This is a genomic window from Rickettsia lanei, from assembly GCF_056242675.1.
Genome location: NZ_CP172233.1, coordinates 613,428 through 639,417 on the forward strand (window position 1 = coordinate 613,428; position 25,990 = coordinate 639,417).

Consider the following 25,990-nt stretch of genomic DNA (forward strand, 5'->3'; position numbering starts at 1 on the left):
AAATAATAAATATGTGATTGATTTATTAAAAATATTTACTATAATGTTAATTAACTATAATTGATTTATCAATATGCAAAACCCAGCACAAAAAGTGATATCTTTTTCAGAGCATAAATCGGATATAGAACGCATAAAGAAATCAATAGAAGAGGGGTGGGCGATAGTAAAGCTAGTACCTAATAACGACCGTTTTATCGGACTTTTAGAAAAGATTTCGCATGCTGAAGATGAAACAATCTATATTCCTCCAAGAAAAAAGATAATAGTTAATTAACACAAATAGCGAATTATTACATAATCTGCTATTCGGCTTAAGAAGTTGAATATAAAAGGTGACAATTGGCTTTCACTTTTTATATAAAGCTAAGCATATATTATTTTTTAGCAACAACTTATAATTCTTTACAAAATATAATGGAATTACCTAAAAAAGGTAGTTTTGTTTTACCCCATGCTTAAAAAGACCTTATTGTCATTTCCGTGTAGCATTGGTGTTGTTGCATGGGTTAATTCCACCCTGTCATCCTAGCTCATTTGTAGCGAGATCCAGTTTAAAATACTCAGGTGACCTTGCAGTTAATAAAGTGCATTACCGCAGTTGCTGCAATCTGGCCTATATTTATTGGCTCAGGGAATCACGAATGGCGTCATATTCTCTTGTTACCGTCCTGCTCTAAACGACTGTAAACACTTAGCAATATCCTGTTATTAGAATTTAAAGTTGGAGTAACGCTCCCCGCTATTTTATTCTCTATCTTCTGCCCTAAACCAGATAGTGCGTTGTTATTTACAGCATTTACTGCAAGTTCCGTTACTTTCTCTATCGCTATCATCTTCGCTAGCTGTACTCCCTATGCTTGCGTTAGCTCTATGATGGTCTTAAAAAAGTTTCCCACTTCACTCTTTCAAGCATTTTGATAGTTCAATACTCATAGGTCTTATTGGTAAAGGTTTATTTTCTGCTATAGCTTGCTGACGTTCTTGCGTGATTGCTTCCCAGCATCTGTAATCTTCATCTTGTCTTTTCATTAAATCAAATTGGGCAAGGTAGGTATTTAGCTTTTCTTGAGCCTTTGTCACTTCTCCATCTTTAGCGTGTAAAAATTCTATTAAATGCGGGACATCTTCTGGAAATAGTCTTGGATTACACATTTGTATATAAGTTACTAATCAATAACCAACCTAAATTACGTCTATCCTCTTTAGAATATTTAGGATAATGTATATATTTTGCATCATCCATAAAAACATAATCGAAATATTCTTCTAATGTTTCTCCAGTATCATATAATTCGCCTAAATGAAAATGATATTGTTGATAATGTTTTAACATTACTTCTAAAAATTCACCTAAATTTTCTAAGGTTATATCTTCTACTGCTTTAAATGCTACAGAATCAAAGAAATATAAATCTATATATTCTTGAAGTGTTTTGCTGATATATGCATCTTCTTCATTTATTTTTGCATACCATAATTTATCTGTCATTGTTTATTTCATTTTGTTATTCTAATAATTTATACCGCTTCGAGGTTTCATTAAAGTTTTTATTACCTTATTTGCATATTTTTGTTGTGATTAGGTTATTTTTTAAAACAGCATCTCTCTCTATTGTTTGATATGTCCTTACATGAGCTACATTACCACTTGTATTATCAAATATTACAAACTGGTCATTTTTTATATCAACAGCAATAAGTTTTTCAGTATCATTACTTATGTTATAAGCATTTTTTAAAACCGTTTTAGGTTCTTTAGATGCTGGACTTTTTAACCACTTGAATTGAGGGTGATAATAAATGATTAGTATTTTAAGTTATTTTTTTGGATATCGTGGTCAAGCCACGGTATGACACGAATGCGTTTTTCTACACATTATTAGTATATCAGGTTCTACCACGCCTATCACAAATAGGGCTATAGTTTTATTTAGAAGATGGTGCCAATGTGGGGATTTGAACCCCAGACCTACGCATTACGAATGCGCCGCTCTACCAGCTGAGCTACATCGGCTGAAATATGATTATATTATGCTGAGATATGGATTCCTACGAGACATGTTTCGTCATTGCGAGCGACGACTGACAAGGAGCTTGGCAATCCAATAAAAAATTTTACAATGCTAAAAGACTAGCATCCTTAATTGGACCCCGTGGTCAAGCCACGGGGTGAAAATGAGACATCTTTATAAATGCGTCGAAAATCTTAAATGGAAATGCTGCGTATCGTCATATTTCTTCTTCTTAACCGGGAAACCCCAATCCATTCTGATTGGTGCAAAACGTGTTACCCAAATAAAGCCGAAACCAATGGAAGCTCTAAGAGATTTATCGTTATAAAAACCGTTTGGAGTTTGATATTGTTTCTTATTTAGGCCTACTCCCCAAACGCTTCCTAAATCCATAAAGACTGTACTGATTAAATTAAATTCCTCAGGTATAGGTGTTGGGAAATTAAGCTCTGTTGAGAATGTGTAATATCGCTCACCACCAAGTCCTTCGTGAGTGACCTTTTCACGAGGTCCTACACCACCGCTTGCAAAGCCTCTTAAACTATAATCACCTAAATTAAAGCGATCGGAAATTCTAATAATTTTTCCTCCAAGCCCTGCAATATTGCCTCCGGAAGCAGATAATTTTAAAGTAAGCTTGTTATGTATGAAAGATGTATAATATTTACCGTCAACTTCATGCTTTATATATTTGTTATCACCTCCAACTCCGGCAAATTCTTGTGTGCCGCTTACTAAATAACCGTTCTTTGGAACAATTTTATTATCGGTTTGATCATAAGTAATAGTATGTCCTATAGCAGAAGTAATGAATCTTCCCATTTGCTCCTTTAAGAATATTGAGCTTGATGGAGTTGGAGCACTTAAAATATCACGTTTGATTAAATAATCTATTTCGTGACCTAAATCCTCTTTAATTTCATAACCAAGAGAAGTTTTGACTCCTATAGAGTGTAACTTATAGCTTTGATCAGTTGTATTTAATACACTAGCACCGCGTCCGGTATAGTTTCTAAATATGTTTACGCCAAGTGATAAATCACGATCTAAAAAGTGCGGTGCGGTAATACCACCGTAATAGCTTGTAGTGTTTTTACTTACTTGCACACCGGCATTAAGCAGTTTCCCGGTACCGACTAAATTACGCTCTAAGAAAGAGAAACGTCCGAATAAACCGCCGGCAGTATTATATCCTAAATCAAAACCTATAGAGGAAGTAGATTTTTCATCAACTTCAACGTTAACATCATATTTATCTTTAGCTTTAGTCGGAGCTAAGCTAATTGCTACTTTCTCAAAATAATCTAAATTTCTAAGATTACGCTCACCTTTTTCAATATATGAACGATTCATTATATCACCTTCTTCTATTTTAAATTCTCTTCTTATAACAGGGTCTTCGGTTTTAAGGTTATTAATAATATTAATTTTATTAATATAAACCTTATCGGCTTTTTCAATAATAAATTTAATATCTGCAGTATGATTAGCATTTTTCATTATATCCGGATAAACATTTACCGCAGGGTAACCGTTCGCTGTAAAATATTCTCCGATTTTTTCAGCTATATCATTAACCTTTTTCATATTGAAAACCTTGCCTTGCTTAATATTAACAATTTTATTAAGGGGTGTTATATCTATATTAGTTAATTTATTGTCTATTGTAATATTACCGAAGCTATATTTTTCTCCCTCTTCAATGGAATAGGTAAGGGTGAAATATTCTTTAGTATTATTGAGTTCTGCTGATGCCGAAATTACTCTAAAATCTGCAAAACCTACAGATTGATAAAACTCTCTCAGTAATTCTTTATCATACTCCATTCTATCAGGATCGTAAGTATCGTTACTTTCTAAAAAACGAAACCAACGAGATTCTTTAGTTAAAATAATAGATTTAAGTTCTGAATCACTATAATTTTCATTACCGCTAAAATAAATATAGTTAATACCGGTTTTTGGTCCTTCTGCTATATCAAAAATAACCTTAACTCTGTTGTTTTCTAAATTTTCGATTTTAGGTGTTACCGTAGTAGCAAAACGTCCGCTACGTTTATAAATTTCTAATATTTTCTTTACATCTAATTCAATTTTGGCTTGGCTAAGAGATTCACCCGACATTGTGTAAAGTTCTTTAGCGAGCATCTTAGTTTTGATTTTAGAATTACCGCTAAATACTATACTACTTATAAAAGGCGTTTCAGTAACGTTAACTATTAAATTACCATCATTTGTTATATGCATATTTATATTTCTAAAAAGTGAGGTGGCATATAAACGTTTTATTACCTCATCTTCTTTAGAATTATTATAGGTTTCTCCTACCTTAAGCTTTAAATAGCTCTCAATAGTAGAACGCTCAACCCTATGATTACCTTCGATAGTTATTTTACGAATTATAGAGTCAGCTAATGAAATATGATAATAAAAAATCGTTAATAATAAAATTGTTAACTTAATAATTGATCTGATTGTCACCTAAAACCTTCTTTAAGATTTAATTTAAATTTCTGTGTTTAAACCCAATGTCATCCCCCGTGGCTTGACCACGGTAAAAATAATAAATTAGATACCGCGTTCAAGTCGCGGTATGACAAAGAACTGGATTTTCGCTTTTAGCTAAGAATAATACAAAGTTCTCCTAACTAATGCATTCAAACATAATTAATGTACTCCACTATAGTAGATAATATAAACGAGAGCAAGCAAATCTATAATTTAGGAAAACAAATTTTGTATATCGTTGGAAACAGCAATTATAATAAGAAAAATTATGATTATTGCTCCTAATTGTAACAAAATATTTTTAGTCTTAGGATGCGGTAATTTACCTGTAATTGCTTCATATAATATAAATACTAAATGTCCGCCGTCAAGCACCGGTATAGGTAGTAAGTTAAGTAACCCTAAATTAACGGAAAGCATTGCTATAAATAACAGATACATTTGGGTTCCACCAGCTATAGATTTGCCTGACTCTTTAGCAATAGCTATCGGCCCTCCTAGCTCATCGAATGAACGTTTTCCTAAAATCATTTGCGATATTGCGTTTAGAGTTAAAGCAGACATATCTATAGTAGTCTTAATAGCTTCCCATAATCCTCCTAAAATTCCTATTTTAGTATAAATAGGTTCATTTTTAGCTATAATACCGATGCGAAGAGTTTTCTTAACTTGCTTTTCTTCGGGAGGTGATGTAATTATTTCTTGAGGCATTATATTAACGATAAATTCTTCACTTTTTCTTTCTATAGTTAAAGTAGAAGAGCTAAAACCGTTAATTAATATCTCTCTTTGCACGTCCCCGAAATCTTTAACAGATTTATCGTTAACCTTAACAATTTTATCTCCTGCTCTTAAGTTTGCTCTCTCTGCCGGTGATGAAGCTACTACATTACCTATTATAGGAGGAATCTCTGTTTTTCCAAAGTAACAATAAAAACCTGCAAATATTATTATGGCAAGTAAATAATTAATTAACGGACCTGCTGCAACGATTAAAAAACGTTCTAAACAAGATTTAGCATCAAAAGCTACTTTTTCGTTAACTTCTTTAGTCTTATCCATAAGGCTGCGATCATAGCCGTAAATCTTGACATAACCGCCAAGCGGTATAAGGCAAATCTTCCACCTAACTCCTTTTTTATCGGTAATGCCTATTAGTGCTTTACCGAAACCTATCGAGAACTCCTCAACTTTTACATTAAAATATCTAGCAATACAATAATGCCCAAATTCATGGATAAATACCAAGATACTAATTGTTATAATAAATCCTATTATAGAGAGCATAAAAATTTTATAAGTTTACTAATAAATTATTTTAAGGTATACCTTGTAAGGTTATAAAGATCATTTCGTCGTTGTGAGTGGACGTTGCTACTTGGTTTCCGATGTCATTCCCGCGAAAGCGGGAATCCACAGAAAAAAAATGAAATAATCCAAATGTATTAGTTTTAAAAACTAATAGTATTTATGTTTTTGAATTACTGGATTCCCGCTTTCACGGGAATGACATCACGCCATATCACCTTACGCATTGACGAAAATTAAATTTTAAATTTCTTTTCTCTATGAGTTCAAATAAAATTAATAAAAAGTCGATTGCACGTATTGCAGCAGTGCAAGCTATTTATCAAAACATATTGCAAAATAACGACGATATGGATGATATCATGCAAAATGTACTTTCTTTTTATCAAAATAATAATTCTATAACAGATTTACCTGAGAATTTAAAAATATCATTAAGTATAAGTCATTTTAAAATGCTGGTAAAGTCAGTATTTGAAAATATTCATAAACTAGACGAAATTATCGACAATCATTTAACCAATGATAAAGATCCTGCACATATGCCAATCTTACTCCGAGCTTTATTGCGTGTTAGTATATGTGAGCTATTATTTTGCCCTACTACGCCTGCTAAAGTAGTAATCAACGAATATACGGACATAGCAAATGATATGTTAAATGAGCATGAAATTGGTTTTGTTAATTCTGTATTAGATAAAATAGCAAAAGAGCATACTCGTTTAATTTGAAAAATTGGCTATAAGTACTGTGGTACTCAAGTATTATTAACGACTTTCGTGCCTCGTCTTGTGGATTCCTTGCTCTTTTCCAGATTAAACTTCGTCTACTTATTCTTCATTTATTTATAAGTATAAAAGATTTTATGACAAATAATTTAAGCGGTTATAGAAATAAATTCGTTAGAGTTAAGACTTCTAAAAAACGCACCGTCTCTTCTAGTAATTGGCTTAGACGCCAATTAAACGATCCGTATGTTGCAAAAGCACGTATAGACGGCTTTAGGTCAAGAGCTGCATATAAACTACTTGAAATTCATGAAAAATTTAAACTTTTTACTCCTAACATGAAAATTGTTGATCTAGGAGCAGCTCCTGGGGGATGGAGTCAAGTAGCTTCTAAGCTGATTAAAGCTTCGGATAATAACCTAAATAATAAAATAATTTCTATCGATGTGTTAGAAATTGAACATGTTGCTGGAGTTGAATTTGTTCAAAAGGACTTTTTTGAAGCAGATACGGAAGAATTAATTATTCAGGCTTTAGATGGTAGAGCTGATATAGTAATGAGTGATATGGCATCAAATACCATAGGTCATAAAGCTACAGACCATATAAGAACCTTACTTTTATGTGAGCAAGCTTTTGAATTTGCTTTAAAAGTACTAAAACCCTCCGGTCATTTTATTGCTAAAATTTTTCGTGGCGGTGCAGAAAATGAATTATTACATAAAGTAAAGCGTGAATTTAAAACAGTGAAACATTTTAAACCTTCATCCAGCCGCAGTGAATCTACGGAAATCTATTTAGTTGCTCTAAATAAGAAATAATGAATATGAAAGGCGAAAGGTGATGTCTACCTATAAATTTATTTTTTTATTTAACATATTAGAGGATATAGATGATAATTACTTATATCTCCTGTTGTTTGGACTTCCTGAGCATATTCTTGACTGCAGCTTTGAAAATTATTATACATCCCAACTAAATTAGCTCCAGTTTCAGTTTCAACTATTTGATTATATAAGTTATTTTTTAAATTTAGAGTATTTTTAGCATATTTTGGTGTTGCTGCTTCCCAATCATCTATGGTTAAAGTAATATTCTGTTTCAAATCAGAAAAATTAACAAGTCCATGTTTACTGATTCCGGCTATGATTTCTTCAAAGCCTTCGATTATTACATTAATTCCTAGATATTTTGTAACTTTTTGTTTGGCAAAATTATATAAATATGATGCCCATTCTTCTGATTGTGATAGTGTTGTTTTTTTACCAGGAAGTACCATTGTTGTTTGTCCAAAATGCTTATTAGTAATATTAATAAGATTATGTTTTGCATTATATATCTTAGAATGGGTAGCTAGCTCTTTTATTGGCGTTGTTACTTTTCCGGTAAATAAATTTTTTTCTATGCCTCTTTCAATTATCGGTTTTGAGCCAGGGCTGTCAAAAGTTGTAGATTTATTAAAATGTAGGTTGCGAGAATGTATTTCTACTAAGGTTAAATCTGCAATTATTGCTCCAAGTGAATGACCGCTAGTATTAAAACTATATTCTGTGGCTTTACTTAAGCCGCCTAATTTGTTAATTATTTCATTAACAAAATCCTGAATTGGAGTTAGTTTAGTAGGTAAGTAGTGCAGTGCGATAAGCAAGTCGTCTAATAAATCATATATATTGAATTTTGTGCCGGCACTAGCAATATGAACTTCTTTAGTGTCTTTATTTATAAATGCGACGGCTTTATAAGCATATTTAGCAGTGTTGATATTATCACATGAAGCAGTCAGTATTTCCCAGCCGCTATCTGTTAATTGTTCATTGACCTTTGATGCTTTTAGCTTATAAATATTTAAATCATCTGTGTTATATGCGAGGTCTAAACCTATATAAGCAAGCTTTTTAGTGCTAATATGTTTAGAATTTTTGTACGTACGCATATCTACCTCTTTTTGATCAATTTTACCATAAAATATGGTTTTTTCTAAAAAATGTCAAGTCAAATATTAAGCTATTATTAAATAAAGGATTGATATTTGATTACTTTTGTCATATAGTGCATTTACAACCATGAAATATGGTGACTTAAATTAGGAGATAGACTATGTTGACATTATTAATACAAAACTTATTCAGAAGTAATAAACCAATCACTTACTTATCTTTAATAGACAAAGCAAAAGCAGATTATAGTTTTTATACAAAATTAGCATCAGGAAGCTTTTTTGTAGGAGTAAGTAGTTTGTTTTCATTTAGTAGTTGGTTAAGCAAAATACCTTTAATAACATGGGGTGTTTTTGGTACTAGTTATGGGGCAAAAGGCATTATGGAGAGTAATGAACAAATAAAGCTTTTTACTCAAGCTCATGAAGCAACTAAAGTTGAAGGGTATTTGGCTACTTCGAGGTTAGGAAGTTTTGTATACGGTACTGCTATAGATAAAAACGGTATAGATAAATTTACCGGTAAATATATTGAAGGAACAAACGCTAAGATAATATCTAATGCAATAACTCGCGTACCAACCTTAAGTTTAACGGAAGACGGCGTTGGTTACAAACATAATGGTGGCTATGAAATAGTAGAATCAACAGATCGTGCGTTATATCAGGCAATACCTGGCGTGAAAGGACAATATACAAATAAATTAGTTCTAGATACTAGTATTCTTCCTTTACATGCTTGTATTATTCAGCAGCTAATACAAAATGGCTATTCAAGTGAAGATATTGAAAAAGCTTTAAGTTTAGGAACTGTTGCAAAGAGAGAAAGTTACAAAAATACGCAATTAGCAGAATACAAGCCAAGTTTGACAAGTAAGTTATGGCATGGTACAGAAAAAGCTATGCAAAATAAAGTAGTAGAACTTTCAAAAGAAATACAGAAATATGCTGAAATAAATGAAGCGTATGAAGAATTATTTAATTATCATACTTCCACTAGTGAAGAACAAGAAGAGCAGTTTTATAGCCTTGATTATAATAATGATTATCACACTCAAATCTTAGGAGATGAGGGAGATGGAGGATATATATCTGATATTGCCTAGTAACTAAATACAAAACTTTCTAAAGAGTAAGGTTATAGATCTATAACCTTACTCTTTATTTATTTAATAACCTCTTTAGCTCTCCTTTCGAAAGCTATAATCATTTTTTCGGTTGCTTTGGTAAAATAAGTGTCGATTAATTTATCCAGTATTACGGATTTCATTTTAAAATCAATAAAGAATTTTAATGCAGTTCCTGCCGTGCATGGAACAAATTGCCAAGTACTTTTTAAATATTCAAAAGGTCCTGAAATAGCTACCGTATTAATCAAATATATTCCATCATCTGTTATTTCGCTTGTAACTCGTGAGTTATATTTTTCTGAAAAGCCTTTTAACTGAATTACTAATTCAGCAATAACCTCTTGATTATTTTCTGAAATAATTCTAGAAGCAGAACACCAAGGCAAGAATTTAGGATAAGATTTTACATCCCAGACCAAATCAAACAATTCTTGCGGTTTATAGGGTAAAATTTTAGTGTGTTGAAGGCAAGGCATTAGAAATCTGTGACTTTACCTTTATGCTGCCAGTCCCCGTATCTTGTCGGTTCTAGACCTTTAACACCGCCAATTTCTTTTTCTTTTGGTAAATTTTCTTTTTCTGATATATTATTAGATATCTTTACAAACTTCGCTTCTAGAGGTAATTTAGACATCGATCCGGTACTCATCACATCCTCACGTATGTCCATATACGCTGTAGTGCTGCGTTCCGTGTCTCCTGTACATTCCTCTCTATAAGCTGGTTTGGCAAGATGTCTATTATCTTTTTTATCGTCCATAGTACTAAATATATGAAATATAACCGTATTTATATTAATAGTCGTTTAGCTGAAAATAGCAAGATAGAATTAGCAAGTGATCATCATGTTCATTATGTCAAAACGGTGCTACGTCTTAAAGTAAATGATGGCTTACGTCTCTTTAACGGTACGGATGGAGAATTTCTAGCACAAATTAACGATATAGGTAAAAATAACCTATCGGTGAGACTGAAAGAACAGTTAAAAAAGCCTTATACAGAATCTACTTTAACTCTTGCTGTTGCTATAATAAAGCAAGATAAATTAATGCTTGCAATAAATATGGCTACGCAACTCGGTATAACTAAAATTATTCCGTTAATTACTAGGTGGTGTCAATTTAGATCGGTAAATATCGAACGTTTAACGAAATGTGTTATTGAGGCAACAGAGCAATCAGAACGTCTTACTCCCCCGATAATTGAAAAAGCTATCACAATACAAGATTACCTAAAAAAGAATAATAATTTGATGTTATATGCTAATGAACATGAAAAAGAAGAAAATTCTATATTACGAATTTCATCATCACTGAGTAATAGTGATATAACTATTATTGTAGGACCGGAGGGAGGCTTTACTAATGATGAGCTGGAACTTCTTGCCTCATATAAGAATACAAAATCTATAAGTTTAGGAAGTAATATATTACGTGCTGAAACAGCAGCAATAACTGCTATAGCACAAGTGAGGTTGTTAGGTAGTCATTGCGAGGAAATTGCATAGCAATTGACGAAGCAATCTCAGGAGTGTGTTATGATTTCATGAGATTGCCACGCAGCCTACGGCTGCTCGCAATGACGAAAAGGTAGAGTTACTTTGCCTTTGCTATTCCGGGTTTACAAAATAGCTTACCTAAACAAAGGAAAGAATATACACCACAAAAGCCTATAATTATATAAAGTATTGTAACAATAATTGGAAATGAGCCAAATAAAAGTGTGGCTAAATTAAAATTAAATAATCCGACTAAGCCCCAATTTATAGCACCTATAGAAGATAATAAATGTACAGTAGTAATAAGTGGATTATTAGAAGTATTTATTAACATATTTAAGCTCCTTTTAGTTAAACGTAAAAGACCTTGTTGTGTAGCTCATACCTCTGTCATCCCACAACTTGATAGCGGGGTCCAGTTAAAATACTAAAATTACACTAGTATTATGGGTTACATTTTTGGATCCCGTGGCGAGGCCTCGGGATGACACTATATGCGTTTTCCGAGCCATGCAACAAAACTAACGTAAAATAATCATTCCTCATTTTGAGCTATATGTCTACTAAATTTTATTATTCTATAATTTATTAATCCTTCTTAAAAGTGTGATATATTACAGGTATAACAAAAATTGTAAATATAGTACCGATGCTTAATCCTCCAACTATTACAAAGCCTATAGAATTACGAGCAGCAGCACTGGCCCCGTCTGCAAAAACTAGAGGTAAAGCTCCGACTACGGCAGCAAGAGTAGTCATAAGAATTGGACGCAAGCGAAGTTTTGAGGATTCTATTATAGCTTCTTGAACCTTTACTCCTTTTGCTCTTAGCTGATTAGCAAATTCTACTATCATAATAGAATTCTTAGTAATTAATCCAATTAAAGTAATAAGTCCTATATTACTATACATATTAAGGCTATTACCGGCAAGCCAGAGAGCAAGTACACCACCGGTTATTGAGAAAGGTACGGCGAGTAATATTAATAAAGGGTCAGTAAAGCTTTCAAATTGAGCTGCAAGCACTAAATAGATAAATATAAGAGCAAACACAAATGTTATAAGCATATTACTGTCTGCCTCTCTCATTTGTTTAATTTCTCCTATATATTCAATTATAGTATTACTAGGATCAAGTAACTTAGCGGCTATTTTATTGATTTCATTAATTGCATCATCAATTTTCCTGTCAGGAGCAAGATCAGAAGAAATAGTAACGGATTTTGAATTATTATAATGACTATATGATTTTACTGATATTTTTTCCGTAATATTGGCTATCGATTCAAGCGGTAACATATTATTATTTTTTGCTCTGATTAAAATTTTACTAAAATCGCTAATATCTTTTCGATCTTTTTGATTAAATTGTAATATAACGTCATATAAATCATTACTCATTCTAAAATGCCCGATTTGTTGACCTGCAAGTAAATATTGTACCGTTTTGCCTATATTTGCCAAATCCATTCCGTATAAATAAGCCTTATCACGGTTGACTTCTATACTTATAGTCGGCATTGCCGATTGTAAATTTCTATTGACGTTTAAGAAAATAGGATTTGTTTTCATTATATCAATAAATTGTTGTGATATTTTATCTAGATCATCATATTCAAGGTTCGTTTGAATAGTAAACTCGATAGGGCTACTTGCATTCCCGCTAACCATTGAACGTGGATCCATAGCGTAAATCGACATGCCCGGTATTTCAGAAAACTGCTTATTTAACATATTCTTAATAGTTTCTTGGGAACAAGAACGCTCACCCCAATTTTTTAGAGGAATGAATCCAAAAACGTTATCGCTACCGCCTGCACCTATTACCATCAGATAACCTAATATATCTTTATAATTAGCAAGGATTTTTTCGGCTTCTTTCACTACTTTAGTAGAAGATTCTAAATTAGAACCTTCAGGACCTTTAAGAGAAACTTGTAAGAATCCATCATCTTCTTGGGGTACGAAAATTTTTTGAGTAAATTTAAAACTAATAATCAGCACTATAAATGATGATGCAATAATGATGACAAATTTCTTTTGATTGTCAAAAGTTAGCTTTAGATAGTAAATATATTTATTTTGAATAAATTGTAGAATGTCGTTAAACTTTACTAAGAATTTCGGTAAGTCCGTATTATGTTTTGTAACCATACGACTTGACATCATAGGAGTTAAAGTTAAAGCAACAAATCCTGAGAACAAAACACAAAATGCTAAAGTCCAAGCAAATTCAATAAATAATTTCCCGATAAAACCCTCTATAAAACCCACGGGTAAAAATACGGCAGCAAGTGTAATAGTCATAGCAATGATTGCAAAGCCGATTTCTTTAGAAGCAAGCATAGCCGCTTCCATGGGTTTATGCCCCATTTCATTATATCTAAAAATGTTTTCAAGCATAACTATCGCATCATCGACCACTAAACCTATAGCAAGTATCATAGCAAGGAGAGTAAATATATTAATAGAAAATCCAAAAGCATACATTACGCTAAAAGTACCGATCAACGATACCGGAATTGTTACAAACGGAATTAAGGTAATTTTAGCAGAAGCAAGAAATAAATAAGTGACTAAAACTACTAATATTAAAGCTTCAAAAATTGTTTGAAATACTGCATAAATTGATGCTTTTACAGGTGTTGCTGCATCATATGCGATACCCATGCTTATTCCTTTGGGCATGGATTCTTTAATTCTTTCTAGTGCTTTAGTTACTTCATGTGATAAATCTATGACGTTAGCTTTTGATGCTTTTATAAGACCAAGGGCAATAGAGCTTTTGCCGTTATATCTAAAAATTATGTCCTCATCGGGAGAAGTTAAAGATATTTTTGCTATATCTCGTAATTTTATGATACCTCCGTTTTGTACTTTTAGAATAATATTACCGAATTCTTCTGGTGTAGATAAAGAACCTGCAAGAGTTACTATAAAATTATTGCTTTTTGTTTTAATCGTACCTGCGGGATAATCTTTGTTTTGCTCTTTTATTGCGGATTCAATCTCCAATAAAGAAATTTTATGTTGATATAATTTTTTAGAATCGGGTTCTATTCTTATTATATATTCCCGACCGCCGTAAATTTGTGACTGTCCTACGCTTTCAAGTTTATCTAACGGTGTTTGTAGATTATCTTCGACGATCTTTGTTAATTCTAAATCGCTATATTGATCACTTTCAATGCTTATGAAGAGGCTTGGGAAACTATCGGCATCAAGTTTTGTAACTGACGGGGCTTTCATATCTTGCGGGAACATATAAGTGATATCCGATATTTTGGCGCGGACATCGTTTAGTGCTACTTCAATATCGGTAGATAATAGAAACGATAAAGTAATACTACTTTCGCCGGTAGAACTTTGAGAAGTTATATAATCTAAATTTTTAACCGTCTTTAAAGCTTTTTCTATACGTGTCGTTATTGCTTGCTCCATATATAAGGCATCGGCACCTGCATAATGAGCTTCGACATTTATAATAGGAACTGAAATATCTGGAGTACCTCTAATTTGTAGTTTGGTAAAAAACATTGCTCCAAGAGCTACGATAACCAAATTCAAAACTGTAGCAAAGACAGGGCGTTTAATACAAATTTTAGACAATAACATTGGATTAAAAATTTTATTCTAAATTAATGTGCATAGTGAATTATTACATAATCTGCTATTCGGTTAGAAATATTCTATATAAAAGGTGAAAGACGGTTTCCACTTTTTATGTAAATTAAGTATATATTGTTTTTTATTAAAAAACTTATAATTTTTTATAGATTAGAAAATGAGTTTTTGTAATTTACTACTGACAATAAATTATGGTTTTAACGATAAATTTTCACTTTAATTACTTGATTAAGATAGTTTTAACAGTATAACTGATGTAAAATGGCTACATTTTTCTATAAATTAATATAATAACGTATATATTTTAAATTTTGTAAATAACTGGCATTTGCAGTATGTGGGTAGTTTGTTATAATTAACGCACATAAAAAATATATTGATGTATATTATTGCCAGTTGTATATATTGTTTTATAAAAAAACATCAATACATATTAACCTATCAAAGGAGAATTGATTTTATTATGAGTACACATAACACAAAAGAACCAAAAAAAATGAATAAAACCGAATTTATAGCATTTATGACCGACCATAGTCATAATCATAAACATGCTTCACATAAAACATTAACAAAAGCTGAAGCCGAGAAAGCACTTAATTTAGTTCTTGATAGTGTGATTAGTGCTATAAAGAGCCACCATAATATTAATATAACAGGTTTCGGTTCATTTGAAATACATCATAGAAAAGCACGTGAGGGTCGTAACCCAAAAACCGGAGCAAAAATGAAAATAGATGCTTACAATCAACCTACTTTTAGAGCCGGAAGAAAAATGAAAGAAGCTTGTAATTAAAAGAAGTAACGTATTTACAGTACTAATAATTTCCGAACCCCGTTACACGCTTGCGGGGTGATACTAGCAAAACCAGCTCATGCAATAATGCTCTGCAAAAGCCGGAATGATATAGAATACTTCTTAAGTACAATTCATAATGATATTACAACCATTGATAATTGAACGCCTAGAGTTTAACTTAAAACATAATACGCTATACAATAGTTGGCTTATCGAAGCCGAAAATATAGAGCAAGCTTTAAAAGATTTAGAAGAGTTTATATATATTAAGCTTTTTAAGAATAGCATTCCTCTTGACAACAATCCTGATTATCATTTCATCGCTAGGGAAACTTCAGCTACATCTAATGCTAAAAATATTTCTATTGAACAAATAAGAAAATTACAAGACTTCTTAAGTAAAACTTCTGCAATTTCAGGTTATAAAGTTGCAATAATTTATGCGGCAGAGCTTATGAATTTGAATGCAGCGAATTCATGCTTAAAAATTCTTGAAGATGCACCAAAGAATAGTTACATTTTTTTAATTACTTCAAGAGCTGCAAGTATTATTTCTACAATTAGATCAAGATGTTTTAAAATTAATGTTAGATCATCTATCCATCATACTAAAAACGAATTATATGCCGAGTTTATTCAGTCGATAGCAGATAACAAAACGTTAGATTTTATTCATCGCTTTACTACTAAAGACCGAGAATTATGGCTAGATTTTATTGATAATTTATTATTATTAATGAATAGAATCCTTAAAAAATCTGCCAACGTTAATATTGAACTTCTAGATTTGGAAAATAAGATTTTTAATAAACTATCAAATAGACACCCTTCATATTTACTGCAAAAATTTACCGACATAAAAAAGTTAATATATAATACCATTGATTATGATTTGGACTTAAAAACAAGTTATATATTAGTGGTGAATGAGTTTGCTAGTAATTAACACGATATCACTAAGTGCCTTTCTATGTTATCCATAAAACAACAAAATATATTGAGATACTCCTTTTTTTTAAAAATAGTTAATAGATATTCAAGATAGAAAGCGGCTTTCCTCTAGAATATAAATTTAATTTATGTTTTATTTTGACTATTGTTAATTTACTCGTAGTATATATTAGGTTTTAGGAACTTTATAAATTAAATTATTTGCATGTTTAAAACTTTAACACAAAATTTAACGAAGATTTTTGATAAGCTAGTTAGCTCAGGCATTTTGACGGAAGCCCAAATAGATGTTGCTATGCGGGATATAAGAGTGGCTCTTTTAGAGTCAGATGTTGCATTACCGGTGATAAAAGATTTTATAGCGGAAGTTAAACAGAAAGCTTTAGGGCAGGAGGTTATTAAGTCTGTTTCACCTGGACAGATGATAATTAAAATTATCCATGAAGAGATGATCAATCTCTTAGCTTCAAGTAAAAGTGAGACAAAGCTAAATTTAAATTCAAAGCCGCCCGTAAATTTCCTAATGGTAGGGCTGCAAGGGAGTGGTAAAACTACGGCGAGTAGTAAGCTTGCTTTACGGCTTAGAAATCAAAATAAGAAAGTTTTACTTGTTTCTTTGGATACTTACAGACCGGCCGCACAAGAGCAACTCGCTATACTTGCAAACTCAGTACAGATTAATTCATTACCTATTGTGCAAGGTGAGAAACCCCTCGATATTGTCAAAAGAGCTATTGCCGAGGCTAAAATTTCTGCTTATGATGTCGTAATTTATGATACGGCAGGTCGTACACAAATTGATAAAGCGATGATGGAGGAAGCGCTTGCAATAAAAAAGATAGTGGAGCCTACAGAAACTTTGTTAGTGATCGACAGTATGACAGGGCAGGATGCAGTAGTTACGGCAAGTAGTTTTAATGAAAAGTTAGCAATTTCAGGATTAATTTTATCTAGAATTGACGGCGATTCCAAGGGTGGTGCAGCACTCAGTGTAAAATATATTACTAAAAAGCCGATTAAATTTTTAAGTAGCGGTGAAAACCTAATTGATTTAGAAGAATTCGATGCTGAACGTTTAGCTTCTCGAATACTGGATATGGGTGATATTATCTCTTTTGTTGAAAAAGCAGCTAGTATTGTTGATAGAGAAGAAGCCGAAAAAACGGCAGCTAAATTAAAAAAGGGTAAGTTTGATTTAAATGATTATCTTCAGCAAATGAGAAGTATAAGAAAAATGGGAGGTTTTGGAAGTATACTTAGTATGTTACCGGGTAGCGGTAAAATTATGGATCAAATAGATCAATCAAAATTAAATAGTAAAATAATTGCACATCAAGAAGCAATTATTTTATCTATGACGCCAAAAGAACGTAAAAATCCCGATATAATTAATGCTTCTCGTAGGAAACGTATAGCGGTTGGAGCAGGAACTACGGTACAAAAGGTAAATATTTTGCTAAAGCAATATAAACAAATAAGCGAGATAATGAAAAAAGCCAGTAAAATGAATCCTAAAAATCTATTACGTAGCGGAATTGGAAAATTGTTTTCTTGAATTTATATTATATCTACATTATGTCATTCCTGTGAAGCGGAAATCCAGTCAAGCATATAAAAACAAGTGTTTGTATGGTTATTTTATCAAGTATGTAACTTCTGTAGCAATATTGAAGTTATTTTTCTGGATTCTCGCCTACGCGGGCATGACATCGAGTAGGTTTTCCGATCCATGCAACAATGCCGACTTGATTGCGGGATCCAGTTAAAAATACTAAAATTATATGGATCCTGTGGTCAAGCCACGGGGTGACCTTTTCCTTAAGTTGACACCCATGTGTCTTCGCAGGAATGACATCGACGGTTTTTTTAAACTATCCAGTAGTATAATAAGTAACACATATTGACCTAGTATTAAATTTAATTAATTTTTAATTTCAAAGTATTTGCAAACAATGTATAAATATTGATCAAATAATTGGCACTATCTTTTAAATCACTACCACTACCATGCCCACTATCTACACTTCCTAGAAAGTAAGTTTTAGTATTTGGGTTTTTCTCAAGCACATACTCAAAAATTCTTCCATGTCATGGGTGTACACGCTGCTCTAATACTGAATCTGTAATTAACACAGCTTGGTATTTTTGCGTTAAAGATAAATTCTCTAGCGGTGCATATTTTTTGATATGTACTAAATCTTCTACTTTGGATCACCATATTCTGTACCCCATGAATGTCCTGCTCCGAATTCTTTATATCGTATCGTATCAAGTATCGGCACTTCACATGCTATAGCTCCAAATAAATCAGGACGCTGTGTCATTGCAACACTTACTAGCAATCCGCCGTTACTTCCTCCTTTAATTCCTAAATACTCAGGGCTAGTAATATTTTGCTTTATTAAATCCTCATTCAAGCCGGTTTGATGTTTTATTCCTTGAGTCGCCTTATGCCACTCAGGACCAAACTCTCCGCCACCTCTAATATTAGCAAGAACACTAACCCCGCCATGTTTAACCCATACTTCATTTTCTATGCGAGAGAAATATGGAGAGTTGATTACTTGAAAACCGCTGTATGCTTCAAGTAATGTTGGATTCTTACAATCTTTGTACCTTTTTTATAGACAATAAAATATGGTATTTTAACTCCATCCGAGCTTGTAGCTTCCTTTTGATCTACAACATAATTTGTGCTATCAAACGGATATAAAGGCTTTCTAATAACTTTTAATTCATGAGTTTTATCCCATAAATAGATAGTGGGAGGAACTATAGAATTTTCTATAGTAATTAATGCATCTTATTCCTCATCATCAGACAACATACCAAAAATTGTATTTTCATAAGACAGTAAAGTTACCGGTTTTGTCCATTCATGATTTTCTAATGTAAATGTTACTACTGTTGAAAATAACATTCTCATAGCTAGTGAAAAATACCGTATCTTTAGTCATTCCTACCCTCTCTGTTGGGGTAAATAATATTTTTAAGCTAGCTTTATCGCTATCTTCTTTTAGAAGATCAGCGTAGTGTATGGCAATAAGTGAACCTGCTTTATATTACTATCTTTAAATTGCCAATCGGAACGTAGTAGCCAAAATACATATTCTTTAAAAGAACCTTCAGGTATTGCATCTGATGGCATATTTATTTTTTGTAATTTGAAGCTCTCATCTTTAGTATCTAAAATATAATGATCGTAATTATAAAAAGCCTTATTTGCAGATATAAATATTAAAGATGAAGAAATATTATCGGTAAAAGCTTACTGGCTGATACACGTATATAATTCTTTGGTATTTCAAATAGTTTTTTGGCTTTCTCTATAGGTTTTCCTCGCTGCCATATGTAGCGCAAGCTAGGATATAAAGAGTCAGTCACTTCCTCTTGATGCAAAACTGGATAAATATAATAGTATCTTGATCAACCCAAGTAGGGACAGTAAATTTACCTTCTAGTAATTTCCCGCTACTTGTTTTTGGTTCAAAACCATTTTTTACAAAATCTTTTTCTCTAAATCTCATGCTCTAAAAAACATCTCATCCTTACCGCCAAATGACATGGTAATTAAGAAACGATTAGGATTTTGAAAACAATCACTCCCACCTCGATACATTACTTTTTTACCGAGTTTGTTGGATAATTTATCAAAATCGATTAGAACTTCCCAATTTGGTTTATCTTTCAAGTAATTCTCAACCAATGTCCTACGCCATAACCCTTGCGGGTTTTTATAATCCATCCAAAAATTATACACGTAACCTTTACGTATAGCACCAAAAGGAGTTTTTCTTTGATCATAGCAAACAGATTCTATTTCTTTCTTAACTACCTTATAAGTAGGCATAGATTGGCAAGCCTTTGCTGTTTTATCAGTACGCTCTTTTGCCCATTTTAGAGCTTTAGTTTCTTCTAGAAATTTAGTGTCTTTTGGGTTATATATTTGTTCATTATTACTTCCCATAGCTTGAACACAAAAAATTATAAAATAGTGGGTAATTTTTTTTCATTATTTTAATAATATCTATTAAATTAAAAGCTTTATTTAAAGTTTTCTTTGAATTAGAATAGTGTTTTATCATACACCTTGAATAACATCAAAGAAGATGCTAGGTTTTGTAGACATTGCTAATTGATTTGCTATTTTGAGGTCTTTTTTAGCAACAATTAATAAGATTTTTGTAGAAATAGTTATTCATTTTTCAAAAAAATCTTATAATTTGTAGCAAAAAATAACCAAAATTAAATCTTTTTAGCAATGTCCACAAAACCTAAGCTAGTACTAGCAAAAATACAACATATGAGAGTTATAGCTAATGATTTAAGTATTTATATTCATTGGCCTTTTTGTTTGTCCAAATGTCCGTATTGTGATTTTAATTCTCATGTAGCAAGTACTATAGATCATAATCCGTGGCTTAAATCTTATGAAACTGAAATTGAATATTTTAAGGATATTATTCAAAATAAATATATAAAATCTATTTTTTTTGGAGGCGGTACTCCCTCTTTAATGAATCCTGTAATAGTTGAAGGAATAATAAATAAAATCAGTAATCTAGCAATTATTGATAATCAAACCGAGATAACTCTAGAAACTAATCCCACATCATTTGAAACTGAAAAATTTAAAGCATTCAAAGCCGCTGGAATTAATCGTGTTTCAATAGGAGTGCAATCCTTAAAAGAGGACGATTTAAAAAAATTAGGTAGGACTCATGATTGTATGCAGGCCATTAAAACAATTGAGGCGGCAAATACGATTTTTCTACGAGTGTCATTTGATTTAATATATGCACGTAGCGGTCAGACATTAAAAGACTGGCAAGAAGAATTAAAACAAGCTATGCAGCTCGCTACCTCACATATTTCTCTTTATCAATTGACTATCGAAAAAGGTACGCCGTGTTATAAATTGTTTAAGGAGGGTAATCTGATTTTGCCGCATTCAGATGCGGCAGCTGAAATGTATGAATGGACGAATCATTATCTAGAATCTAAAAAGTATTTTAGATATGAAATATCCAATTATGCTATGATAGGGTATGAATGTTTGCATAATTTAACTTATTGGAATTATAATAGCTATTTAGGTATAGGCCCCGGAGCTCATAGTAGAATCATTGAATCCTCAAGTTCGGTATCGGCAATTATGATGTGGCATAAACCTGAAAAATGGTTAGATGCGGTTAAAACAAAAAATGTTGGTATTCAAACTAATACTAAGTTAACACATCAAGAGATTATTGAAGAAATGCTAATGATGGGTTTACGCCTTAGCAAAGGTATAAATATTTCTACATTAGAGCAGAAATTAAACACGAAATTAGAGCATATTTTAGATATGAATAATCTTAAGCATTATCAAGCGTTAGACTTAATTAGACTAGATGAAAATATCTATCTTACCGACAAAGGTTTAATGCTGTATAGCTACATAGTACCTAGATTGATTATATGAAAATTATTCAAGTAATTTTAAAGTTTATAATTATTTTTATTATTGCTTCTATTCATGTTATGGAATGTAAACTTGAGTTTAAAAAAGATATATGTGAATGGTGTTGAGTATGATCAAAAAGTCGAAAATCCAATTACACCGATAGCAAATGCTATTAAAGCAGATAATATTGATGAAGTAAAAAAATATTAGATGAGGGATATGGAGTAAATCAACCATATTTGGGCTGGACTCCTTTAGATTATGCTATATCGAATAATAATATAAAAATTGCCGATTTTTTATTAAAGTGTGGTGCACCTATGAATTTAATCCATATAAATATAGGATTTATGAAGCCGGAAATTGCCGAACTTTTAATTAATCAGGGCATGAGTCCTAATTTAAGATATGAAGACGGTATTACCGGAATGATGCTAGCCGCAGAAAGAAATAATCTTGATTTAATAAAACTTTTGCTTAAGTTAGGTGTTAATCCTAATGTTCAAAATTCTAAAACCGGAATGACTTCCCTTATTATGCATCATCATATCTTAATGTTGAACCTACTCGTATTTTATTAGAATATGGAGCGGATCAAAAATTAAAGATTGCAAAGGGAAAAGAGCTTTAGATTGGATAGCGGTGGATGCTAATAGAACTTTACATGCTTCTGACGTAGAATACTATACTGCTTTATTTGTTGCTCCATTTAAAACTAAACTGAAAATTATAAAAGAAAGAAATAGCATAAAGACTCAAAACAAAGAAAAGCAATAAAAAAGCTTCTCAATTCTCACCGTTAAATTTGTGTAGCGTTTCTATTTATACTTCACAAGTTAGGATAAAAACCTATCTTAATTTGCTGCCTTATGTTCTGTCTCTGTCATTGCAAGAAAATTGCATAGCAATTGACGAAGTAAGGAAGAGAAAAAATTCTGATTTACAGAATTCTTTTATTATTTTTTGGGGAGTGCCATGCAGTCTACGACTGCGATGTTGTTAGCCCGATTAAGATATCTTGGTAGCTCAATTGATTTAATAATATCTTTAAGGCTAATATATACTATAGGTAGATTCTCATGTCCTTTATGTACAATCCCCAAAATTAAGTGTCAACTATAGGAGATAAGTTATCACTCTTCTTGGTCATTTGGACGGTATGCAGCATCTACATGCCAATCTCAATCATTATACGGCGATTGAGAGCTATGTTCATTATGCGAATTACGTCTTGGTGCTACTGCTCTAATAATATTCTTATCTTCTTTATATAATACAGGCAAACTACCAATTATCCCTATTACTCCATACATATGACAAATTAATTCTTCTATTCCGCTAATCCGTACTTCACCGTCATAGGGAGTCATTATATTATAATTTTTTTGATCGATATTTTTTATATGTATAATTTCTGCATTATTATTTACGGCATCTTTAATTTCTTTTGTATAATTTACATATTTTGTATCTACTAAATATAAATCTTTGTTTTCTTTCAACCAGCTAGTTAATCTAACGATTGTATTGTTTAAATTTTCTAATGTTGCTATACAAGTTTTTTCATCTAAAATTTTCCTCCAAACATCATAGCACGCATTATTATAGTCAATATTAGTATCTTCAATGATGAAATAATCCCCTTCTTCAAAAATATTCTAAAATACCTATAGTATTAATATGAGCATCTTCTATTCAAAGTATAGGATGTACTATTTCAGATATTTTTTCTTTTGGGAATATTGCCTCTACTTTATTAGAATCACCTTGTAAAAATTCTATTCTATTATCTTCTTTTTGATAACTATATTTTAATTTCGCTTTTCCTTGGATTCCCGCTTTCGCGGGAATGACATAAAACGCATTTTTCAATTCAGACAACAATGCTTATAGTTGCTCGCAATGACAATGTCTGGTCTTAGTTAGCAATATCATTAAGATAAATATACTTCCTTATCTAAAGTATCTTCGCTGTTATCTATAATCATAGTAATTGTTGCATCGCCGGTAATATTGATAGTAGTACGTAGCATATCAAGTATTCGGTCAATACCAGCAATAATTGCTACTCCCTCTATAGGTAAGTGAACCGAAGAAAGAACCATAGGAAGCATTATCAAAGAGGCACCGGGAATACCGGCACCACCGATAGATCCAAGTGTTGAGGTGAGAATAATGACTAAATAGTCGTGAGGAGCAAGTGTTACTCCCATCATCTGAGCAAAAAATATGGTGGTAAGAGATAAATTTATAGCAAAGCCGTCCATATTAATTGATGCACCTATCGGAAGTACGAACGAAGTACTAGACTCTGAAATGCCAAGCTTTTCACGACAAACTTGCATAGTAGTTGCAAGAGTTGCCTTACTGCTTGAAGTAGAAAAAGCAAGTATCTGATACTCAAAACTTTTCTTATAAAAAGGTATAGGTGAAACACGACAGAATACACATATCAGTAAGCCAAAAACTAAATATTGGAATGTCATCGCCACAACTACCGCTACAACAAGTTTCGATAAACTAATCATTACCTCAACGCCCTGCATGCCTACAATCCAGCCTGTTAAAGCAAAAGCACCGTAAGGGGATAATTGAATAACAAACGATATCATTTTTAATATTAATTTTGACATTACATGAATTAAATCAGTAATAGGTTCACCGATAGATTTCATTTTGTTTAAGGTAATTCCAACAAAAATAGCAAAAAATACAACTTGTAAGACATCACCGTTTGCAAAAGCCCCAACAGCATTATCAGGGACGATATTTACAAAAAAATCAATTATATTAAATGAAGTTCTGCTTGTCGTTCCTGAAGAGGTGAAATCTATATGTACGCCTACTCCTGGCTTTAATACTAAGGCAACAGTGAGTCCAAAAACCGTGGCAAAAAAAGTAGTACCTAAAAAAGCGACTACCGCTTTCATTCCTACTCTACCAAGGGCAGAATTATCATGCATACTAGTGATACCGGAAACCAAACTGAAGAAAATTAAAGGGGTAATGATCATTTTTATCAAACGTAAGAAAATGTCACCGATAGGTTTAATATAATTAACATATTGTGGTAAGTATATACCAAATATAATACCTAAGATTAACCCTAAGGTAACTTTTTGCCATAATTTCATAATTTACTTACTTAATTTTAAATTTTCTCAACTATAAGTTTATTTATTATTTTGGTTAATCCATTCTAAGTACTTTTGAAAGCCATAGTCAATATTTATTTTTATTATTTGTGGTAATTCATAATTATGCATTTCAAGGAGTTTATTTTCAATTTCATTATAATTAGAAGATTTTGTTTTAATTACAAGTCTATATTCAGTTTCTAAAGTTACTCTACCATTCCATCTAAAGTAACTTTTGACATCGTCAATTTGAATGCAGGCAGTAAGATTTAATTCTAACAAAACAGATGCTATTTTCTCGGCAATTTGTAAATCATTAGTAGTAGTTAAAATTAAACAGCAATCTTGCATGCCTAAACCTCAACAAAACAATTCGGTGTTTCATATAGTTTGAGGCTAGTTACGAAGAAGTTTTGACTTACGAAAAGTTTAGGAAAAATTTCATTCTTTAAATGCGTCGCTATATTTTCTGCAGTTGGGTTATTTTGCATGTAATATATTTTTTGACCGGTATAATTTTCTATTTGCTGCCCCATTTCCTTATCGTCTTGATGTAGGATTAAGCTATGATCAAAATTTTCATCAATCCATTTTTTAGCTAAATCCTTAATTAAACCAAAATCGATTACCATACCAAGTTTATCGGTTTTGTTTGCGGCTATAGCGATCTCAAGAACATAGCGATGACCGTGCAGGAATTGACATTTATTTTGATGTGCTATAATTCTATGTCCTGCATCGAACTCAATACGACGAGTACATTTTATCATTATTATATACTTCCTTTCTTTGAATGATTTTACTTTTTTTTCAAAGAGTAAAAACGGGACCACGTCATTGTGAGGAAAATTACGCAGTAATTGACGAAGCAATCTCAGGAGTTTGTTATGATTTCATGAGATTGCCA

General features: G+C 31.9%; 23 protein-coding genes, 1 tRNA gene and 2 pseudogenes. 10 read left to right on the top strand and 16 right to left on the bottom strand.

The features are described from left to right. Positions 1-73 precede the first annotated feature (73 nt). Positions 74-277, top strand: coding sequence for a DUF2674 domain-containing protein (locus tag ACHBLB_RS03505; protein ID WP_004996604.1), 204 nt, complete (start codon positions 74-76; stop codon positions 275-277). Positions 278-650: 373 nt separating this feature from the next. Here ACHBLB_RS03505 and ACHBLB_RS03510 read toward each other — a convergent pair whose 3' ends face one another. From ACHBLB_RS03510 to rseP, 5 genes and pseudogenes are all read right to left on the bottom strand, one after another. Further along, positions 651-836, bottom strand: coding sequence for a hypothetical protein (locus tag ACHBLB_RS03510; protein ID WP_012150416.1), 186 nt, complete (start codon positions 834-836; stop codon positions 651-653). A gap of 64 nt (positions 837-900) precedes the next feature. Then, positions 901-1,492, bottom strand: a pseudogene (locus ACHBLB_RS03515) (hypothetical protein). A 449-nt stretch (positions 1,493-1,941) separates the two neighbouring features. Beyond that, positions 1,942-2,017: transfer RNA gene (locus tag ACHBLB_RS03520), tRNA-Thr, on the bottom strand. A gap of 172 nt (positions 2,018-2,189) precedes the next feature. Beyond that, on the bottom strand, positions 2,190-4,496 hold the full coding sequence (gene bamA, locus ACHBLB_RS03525; RefSeq protein ID WP_475842662.1) for an outer membrane protein assembly factor BamA: 2,307 nt from the start codon (positions 4,494-4,496) through the stop codon (positions 2,190-2,192). A 240-nt stretch (positions 4,497-4,736) separates the two neighbouring features. Next, positions 4,737-5,810, bottom strand: coding sequence for an RIP metalloprotease RseP (rseP, locus tag ACHBLB_RS03530; protein WP_475842665.1), 1,074 nt, complete (start codon positions 5,808-5,810; stop codon positions 4,737-4,739). A 281-nt stretch (positions 5,811-6,091) separates the two neighbouring features. Between rseP and nusB the strand changes: the two genes are divergently transcribed. Next, positions 6,092-6,562: a transcription antitermination factor NusB gene (gene nusB / locus ACHBLB_RS03535; RefSeq protein ID WP_012736449.1), complete on the top strand. Its 471-nt coding sequence runs from the start codon at positions 6,092-6,094 to the stop codon at positions 6,560-6,562. A 134-nt stretch (positions 6,563-6,696) separates the two neighbouring features. Next, positions 6,697-7,380, top strand: coding sequence for an RlmE family RNA methyltransferase (locus ACHBLB_RS03540; protein ID WP_004996598.1), 684 nt, complete (start codon positions 6,697-6,699; stop codon positions 7,378-7,380). Between the two features lie 50 nt (positions 7,381-7,430). Here ACHBLB_RS03540 and rlip read toward each other — a convergent pair whose 3' ends face one another. Further along, positions 7,431-8,492: a secreted effector lipase Rlip gene (gene rlip / locus ACHBLB_RS03545; RefSeq protein ID WP_475842667.1), complete on the bottom strand. Its 1,062-nt coding sequence runs from the start codon at positions 8,490-8,492 to the stop codon at positions 7,431-7,433. Between the two features lie 164 nt (positions 8,493-8,656). On the opposite strand from rlip, the gene ACHBLB_RS03550 reads away from it, so the two are divergent. Beyond that, positions 8,657-9,601, top strand: coding sequence for a hypothetical protein (locus ACHBLB_RS03550; protein ID WP_475842669.1), 945 nt, complete (start codon positions 8,657-8,659; stop codon positions 9,599-9,601). A 59-nt stretch (positions 9,602-9,660) separates the two neighbouring features. Here ACHBLB_RS03550 and ACHBLB_RS03555 read toward each other — a convergent pair whose 3' ends face one another. Continuing rightward, complete coding sequence (locus ACHBLB_RS03555; RefSeq protein ID WP_475842671.1) at positions 9,661-10,101, bottom strand: type II toxin-antitoxin system RatA family toxin; 441 nt, start codon at positions 10,099-10,101, stop codon at positions 9,661-9,663. Next, positions 10,101-10,385, bottom strand: coding sequence for a DUF1674 domain-containing protein (locus ACHBLB_RS03560; protein WP_475842673.1), 285 nt, complete (start codon positions 10,383-10,385; stop codon positions 10,101-10,103). Before ACHBLB_RS03560 ends, ACHBLB_RS03555 begins: the two co-directional genes overlap by 1 nt. Before the next feature lie 12 nt (positions 10,386-10,397). On the opposite strand from ACHBLB_RS03560, the gene ACHBLB_RS03565 reads away from it, so the two are divergent. Then, positions 10,398-11,132, top strand: coding sequence for a 16S rRNA (uracil(1498)-N(3))-methyltransferase (locus ACHBLB_RS03565; protein ID WP_004996584.1), 735 nt, complete (start codon positions 10,398-10,400; stop codon positions 11,130-11,132). Between the two features lie 88 nt (positions 11,133-11,220). On the opposite strand, the gene ACHBLB_RS03570 is transcribed toward ACHBLB_RS03565, so the two are convergent. Both ACHBLB_RS03570 and ACHBLB_RS03575 read right to left on the bottom strand, forming a co-directional pair. Then, the gene (locus ACHBLB_RS03570; RefSeq protein WP_475842675.1) at positions 11,221-11,457 is read right to left on the bottom strand and encodes a DUF378 domain-containing protein; all 237 of its coding nucleotides are present in this window, start codon (positions 11,455-11,457) and stop codon (positions 11,221-11,223) included. 254 nt (positions 11,458-11,711) lie between these two features. Continuing rightward, on the bottom strand, positions 11,712-14,738 hold the full coding sequence (locus ACHBLB_RS03575) for an efflux RND transporter permease subunit (RefSeq protein WP_475842677.1): 3,027 nt from the start codon (positions 14,736-14,738) through the stop codon (positions 11,712-11,714). Positions 14,739-15,213: 475 nt separating this feature from the next. Between ACHBLB_RS03575 and ACHBLB_RS03580 the strand changes: the two genes are divergently transcribed. The 3 genes from ACHBLB_RS03580 (at position 15,214) to ffh (ending at position 18,055) form a co-directional block, all read left to right on the top strand. Then, on the top strand, positions 15,214-15,546 hold the full coding sequence (locus tag ACHBLB_RS03580; protein WP_475842679.1) for an HU family DNA-binding protein: 333 nt from the start codon (positions 15,214-15,216) through the stop codon (positions 15,544-15,546). Positions 15,547-15,685: 139 nt separating this feature from the next. Further along, complete coding sequence (locus tag ACHBLB_RS03585) at positions 15,686-16,495, top strand: DNA polymerase III subunit delta' (protein WP_475842681.1); 810 nt, start codon at positions 15,686-15,688, stop codon at positions 16,493-16,495. Between the two features lie 210 nt (positions 16,496-16,705). Beyond that, a complete protein-coding gene (gene ffh, locus ACHBLB_RS03590; protein ID WP_475842683.1) occupies positions 16,706-18,055 on the top strand; it encodes a signal recognition particle protein in 1,350 nt (449 codons plus the stop codon). A gap of 362 nt (positions 18,056-18,417) precedes the next feature. Here the strand turns inward: ffh and ACHBLB_RS03595 are convergent. Beyond that, a pseudogene (locus ACHBLB_RS03595) lies at positions 18,418-20,467 on the bottom strand (prolyl oligopeptidase family serine peptidase). A gap of 294 nt (positions 20,468-20,761) precedes the next feature. Here ACHBLB_RS03595 and hemW point away from each other — a divergent pair. Next, entirely contained in the window at positions 20,762-21,964 is a 1,203-nt protein-coding gene (hemW, locus tag ACHBLB_RS03600) for a radical SAM family heme chaperone HemW (RefSeq protein ID WP_475842686.1), read from the top strand. A 221-nt stretch (positions 21,965-22,185) separates the two neighbouring features. Further along, the gene (locus ACHBLB_RS03605; RefSeq protein WP_012736679.1) at positions 22,186-22,527 is read left to right on the top strand and encodes an ankyrin repeat domain-containing protein; all 342 of its coding nucleotides are present in this window, start codon (positions 22,186-22,188) and stop codon (positions 22,525-22,527) included. A 600-nt stretch (positions 22,528-23,127) separates the two neighbouring features. Here ACHBLB_RS03605 and ACHBLB_RS03610 read toward each other — a convergent pair. The 5 genes from ACHBLB_RS03610 to ACHBLB_RS03630 all read right to left on the bottom strand — a co-directional run bounded on the left by ACHBLB_RS03610 (position 23,128) and on the right by ACHBLB_RS03630 (position 25,853). Continuing rightward, positions 23,128-23,448 carry a hypothetical protein gene (locus ACHBLB_RS03610; protein WP_014419715.1) on the bottom strand — a complete coding sequence of 107 codons (321 nt, stop codon included), beginning with the start codon at positions 23,446-23,448 and terminating at the stop codon, positions 23,128-23,130. A gap of 193 nt (positions 23,449-23,641) precedes the next feature. Then, positions 23,642-23,827, bottom strand: a complete 186-nt coding sequence (locus ACHBLB_RS03615) for a hypothetical protein (RefSeq protein ID WP_014013930.1) — start codon at positions 23,825-23,827, stop codon at positions 23,642-23,644. Between the two features lie 53 nt (positions 23,828-23,880). Beyond that, the gene (locus ACHBLB_RS03620) at positions 23,881-25,080 is read right to left on the bottom strand and encodes a dicarboxylate/amino acid:cation symporter (protein ID WP_475840641.1); all 1,200 of its coding nucleotides are present in this window, start codon (positions 25,078-25,080) and stop codon (positions 23,881-23,883) included. A gap of 39 nt (positions 25,081-25,119) precedes the next feature. Continuing rightward, the gene (cutA, locus tag ACHBLB_RS03625) at positions 25,120-25,434 is read right to left on the bottom strand and encodes a divalent-cation tolerance protein CutA (RefSeq protein WP_012150441.1); all 315 of its coding nucleotides are present in this window, start codon (positions 25,432-25,434) and stop codon (positions 25,120-25,122) included. A gap of 2 nt (positions 25,435-25,436) precedes the next feature. Then, positions 25,437-25,853 carry a 6-pyruvoyl trahydropterin synthase family protein gene (locus ACHBLB_RS03630; protein ID WP_475840643.1) on the bottom strand — a complete coding sequence of 139 codons (417 nt, stop codon included), beginning with the start codon at positions 25,851-25,853 and terminating at the stop codon, positions 25,437-25,439. Positions 25,854-25,990: the final 137 nt, after the last annotated feature.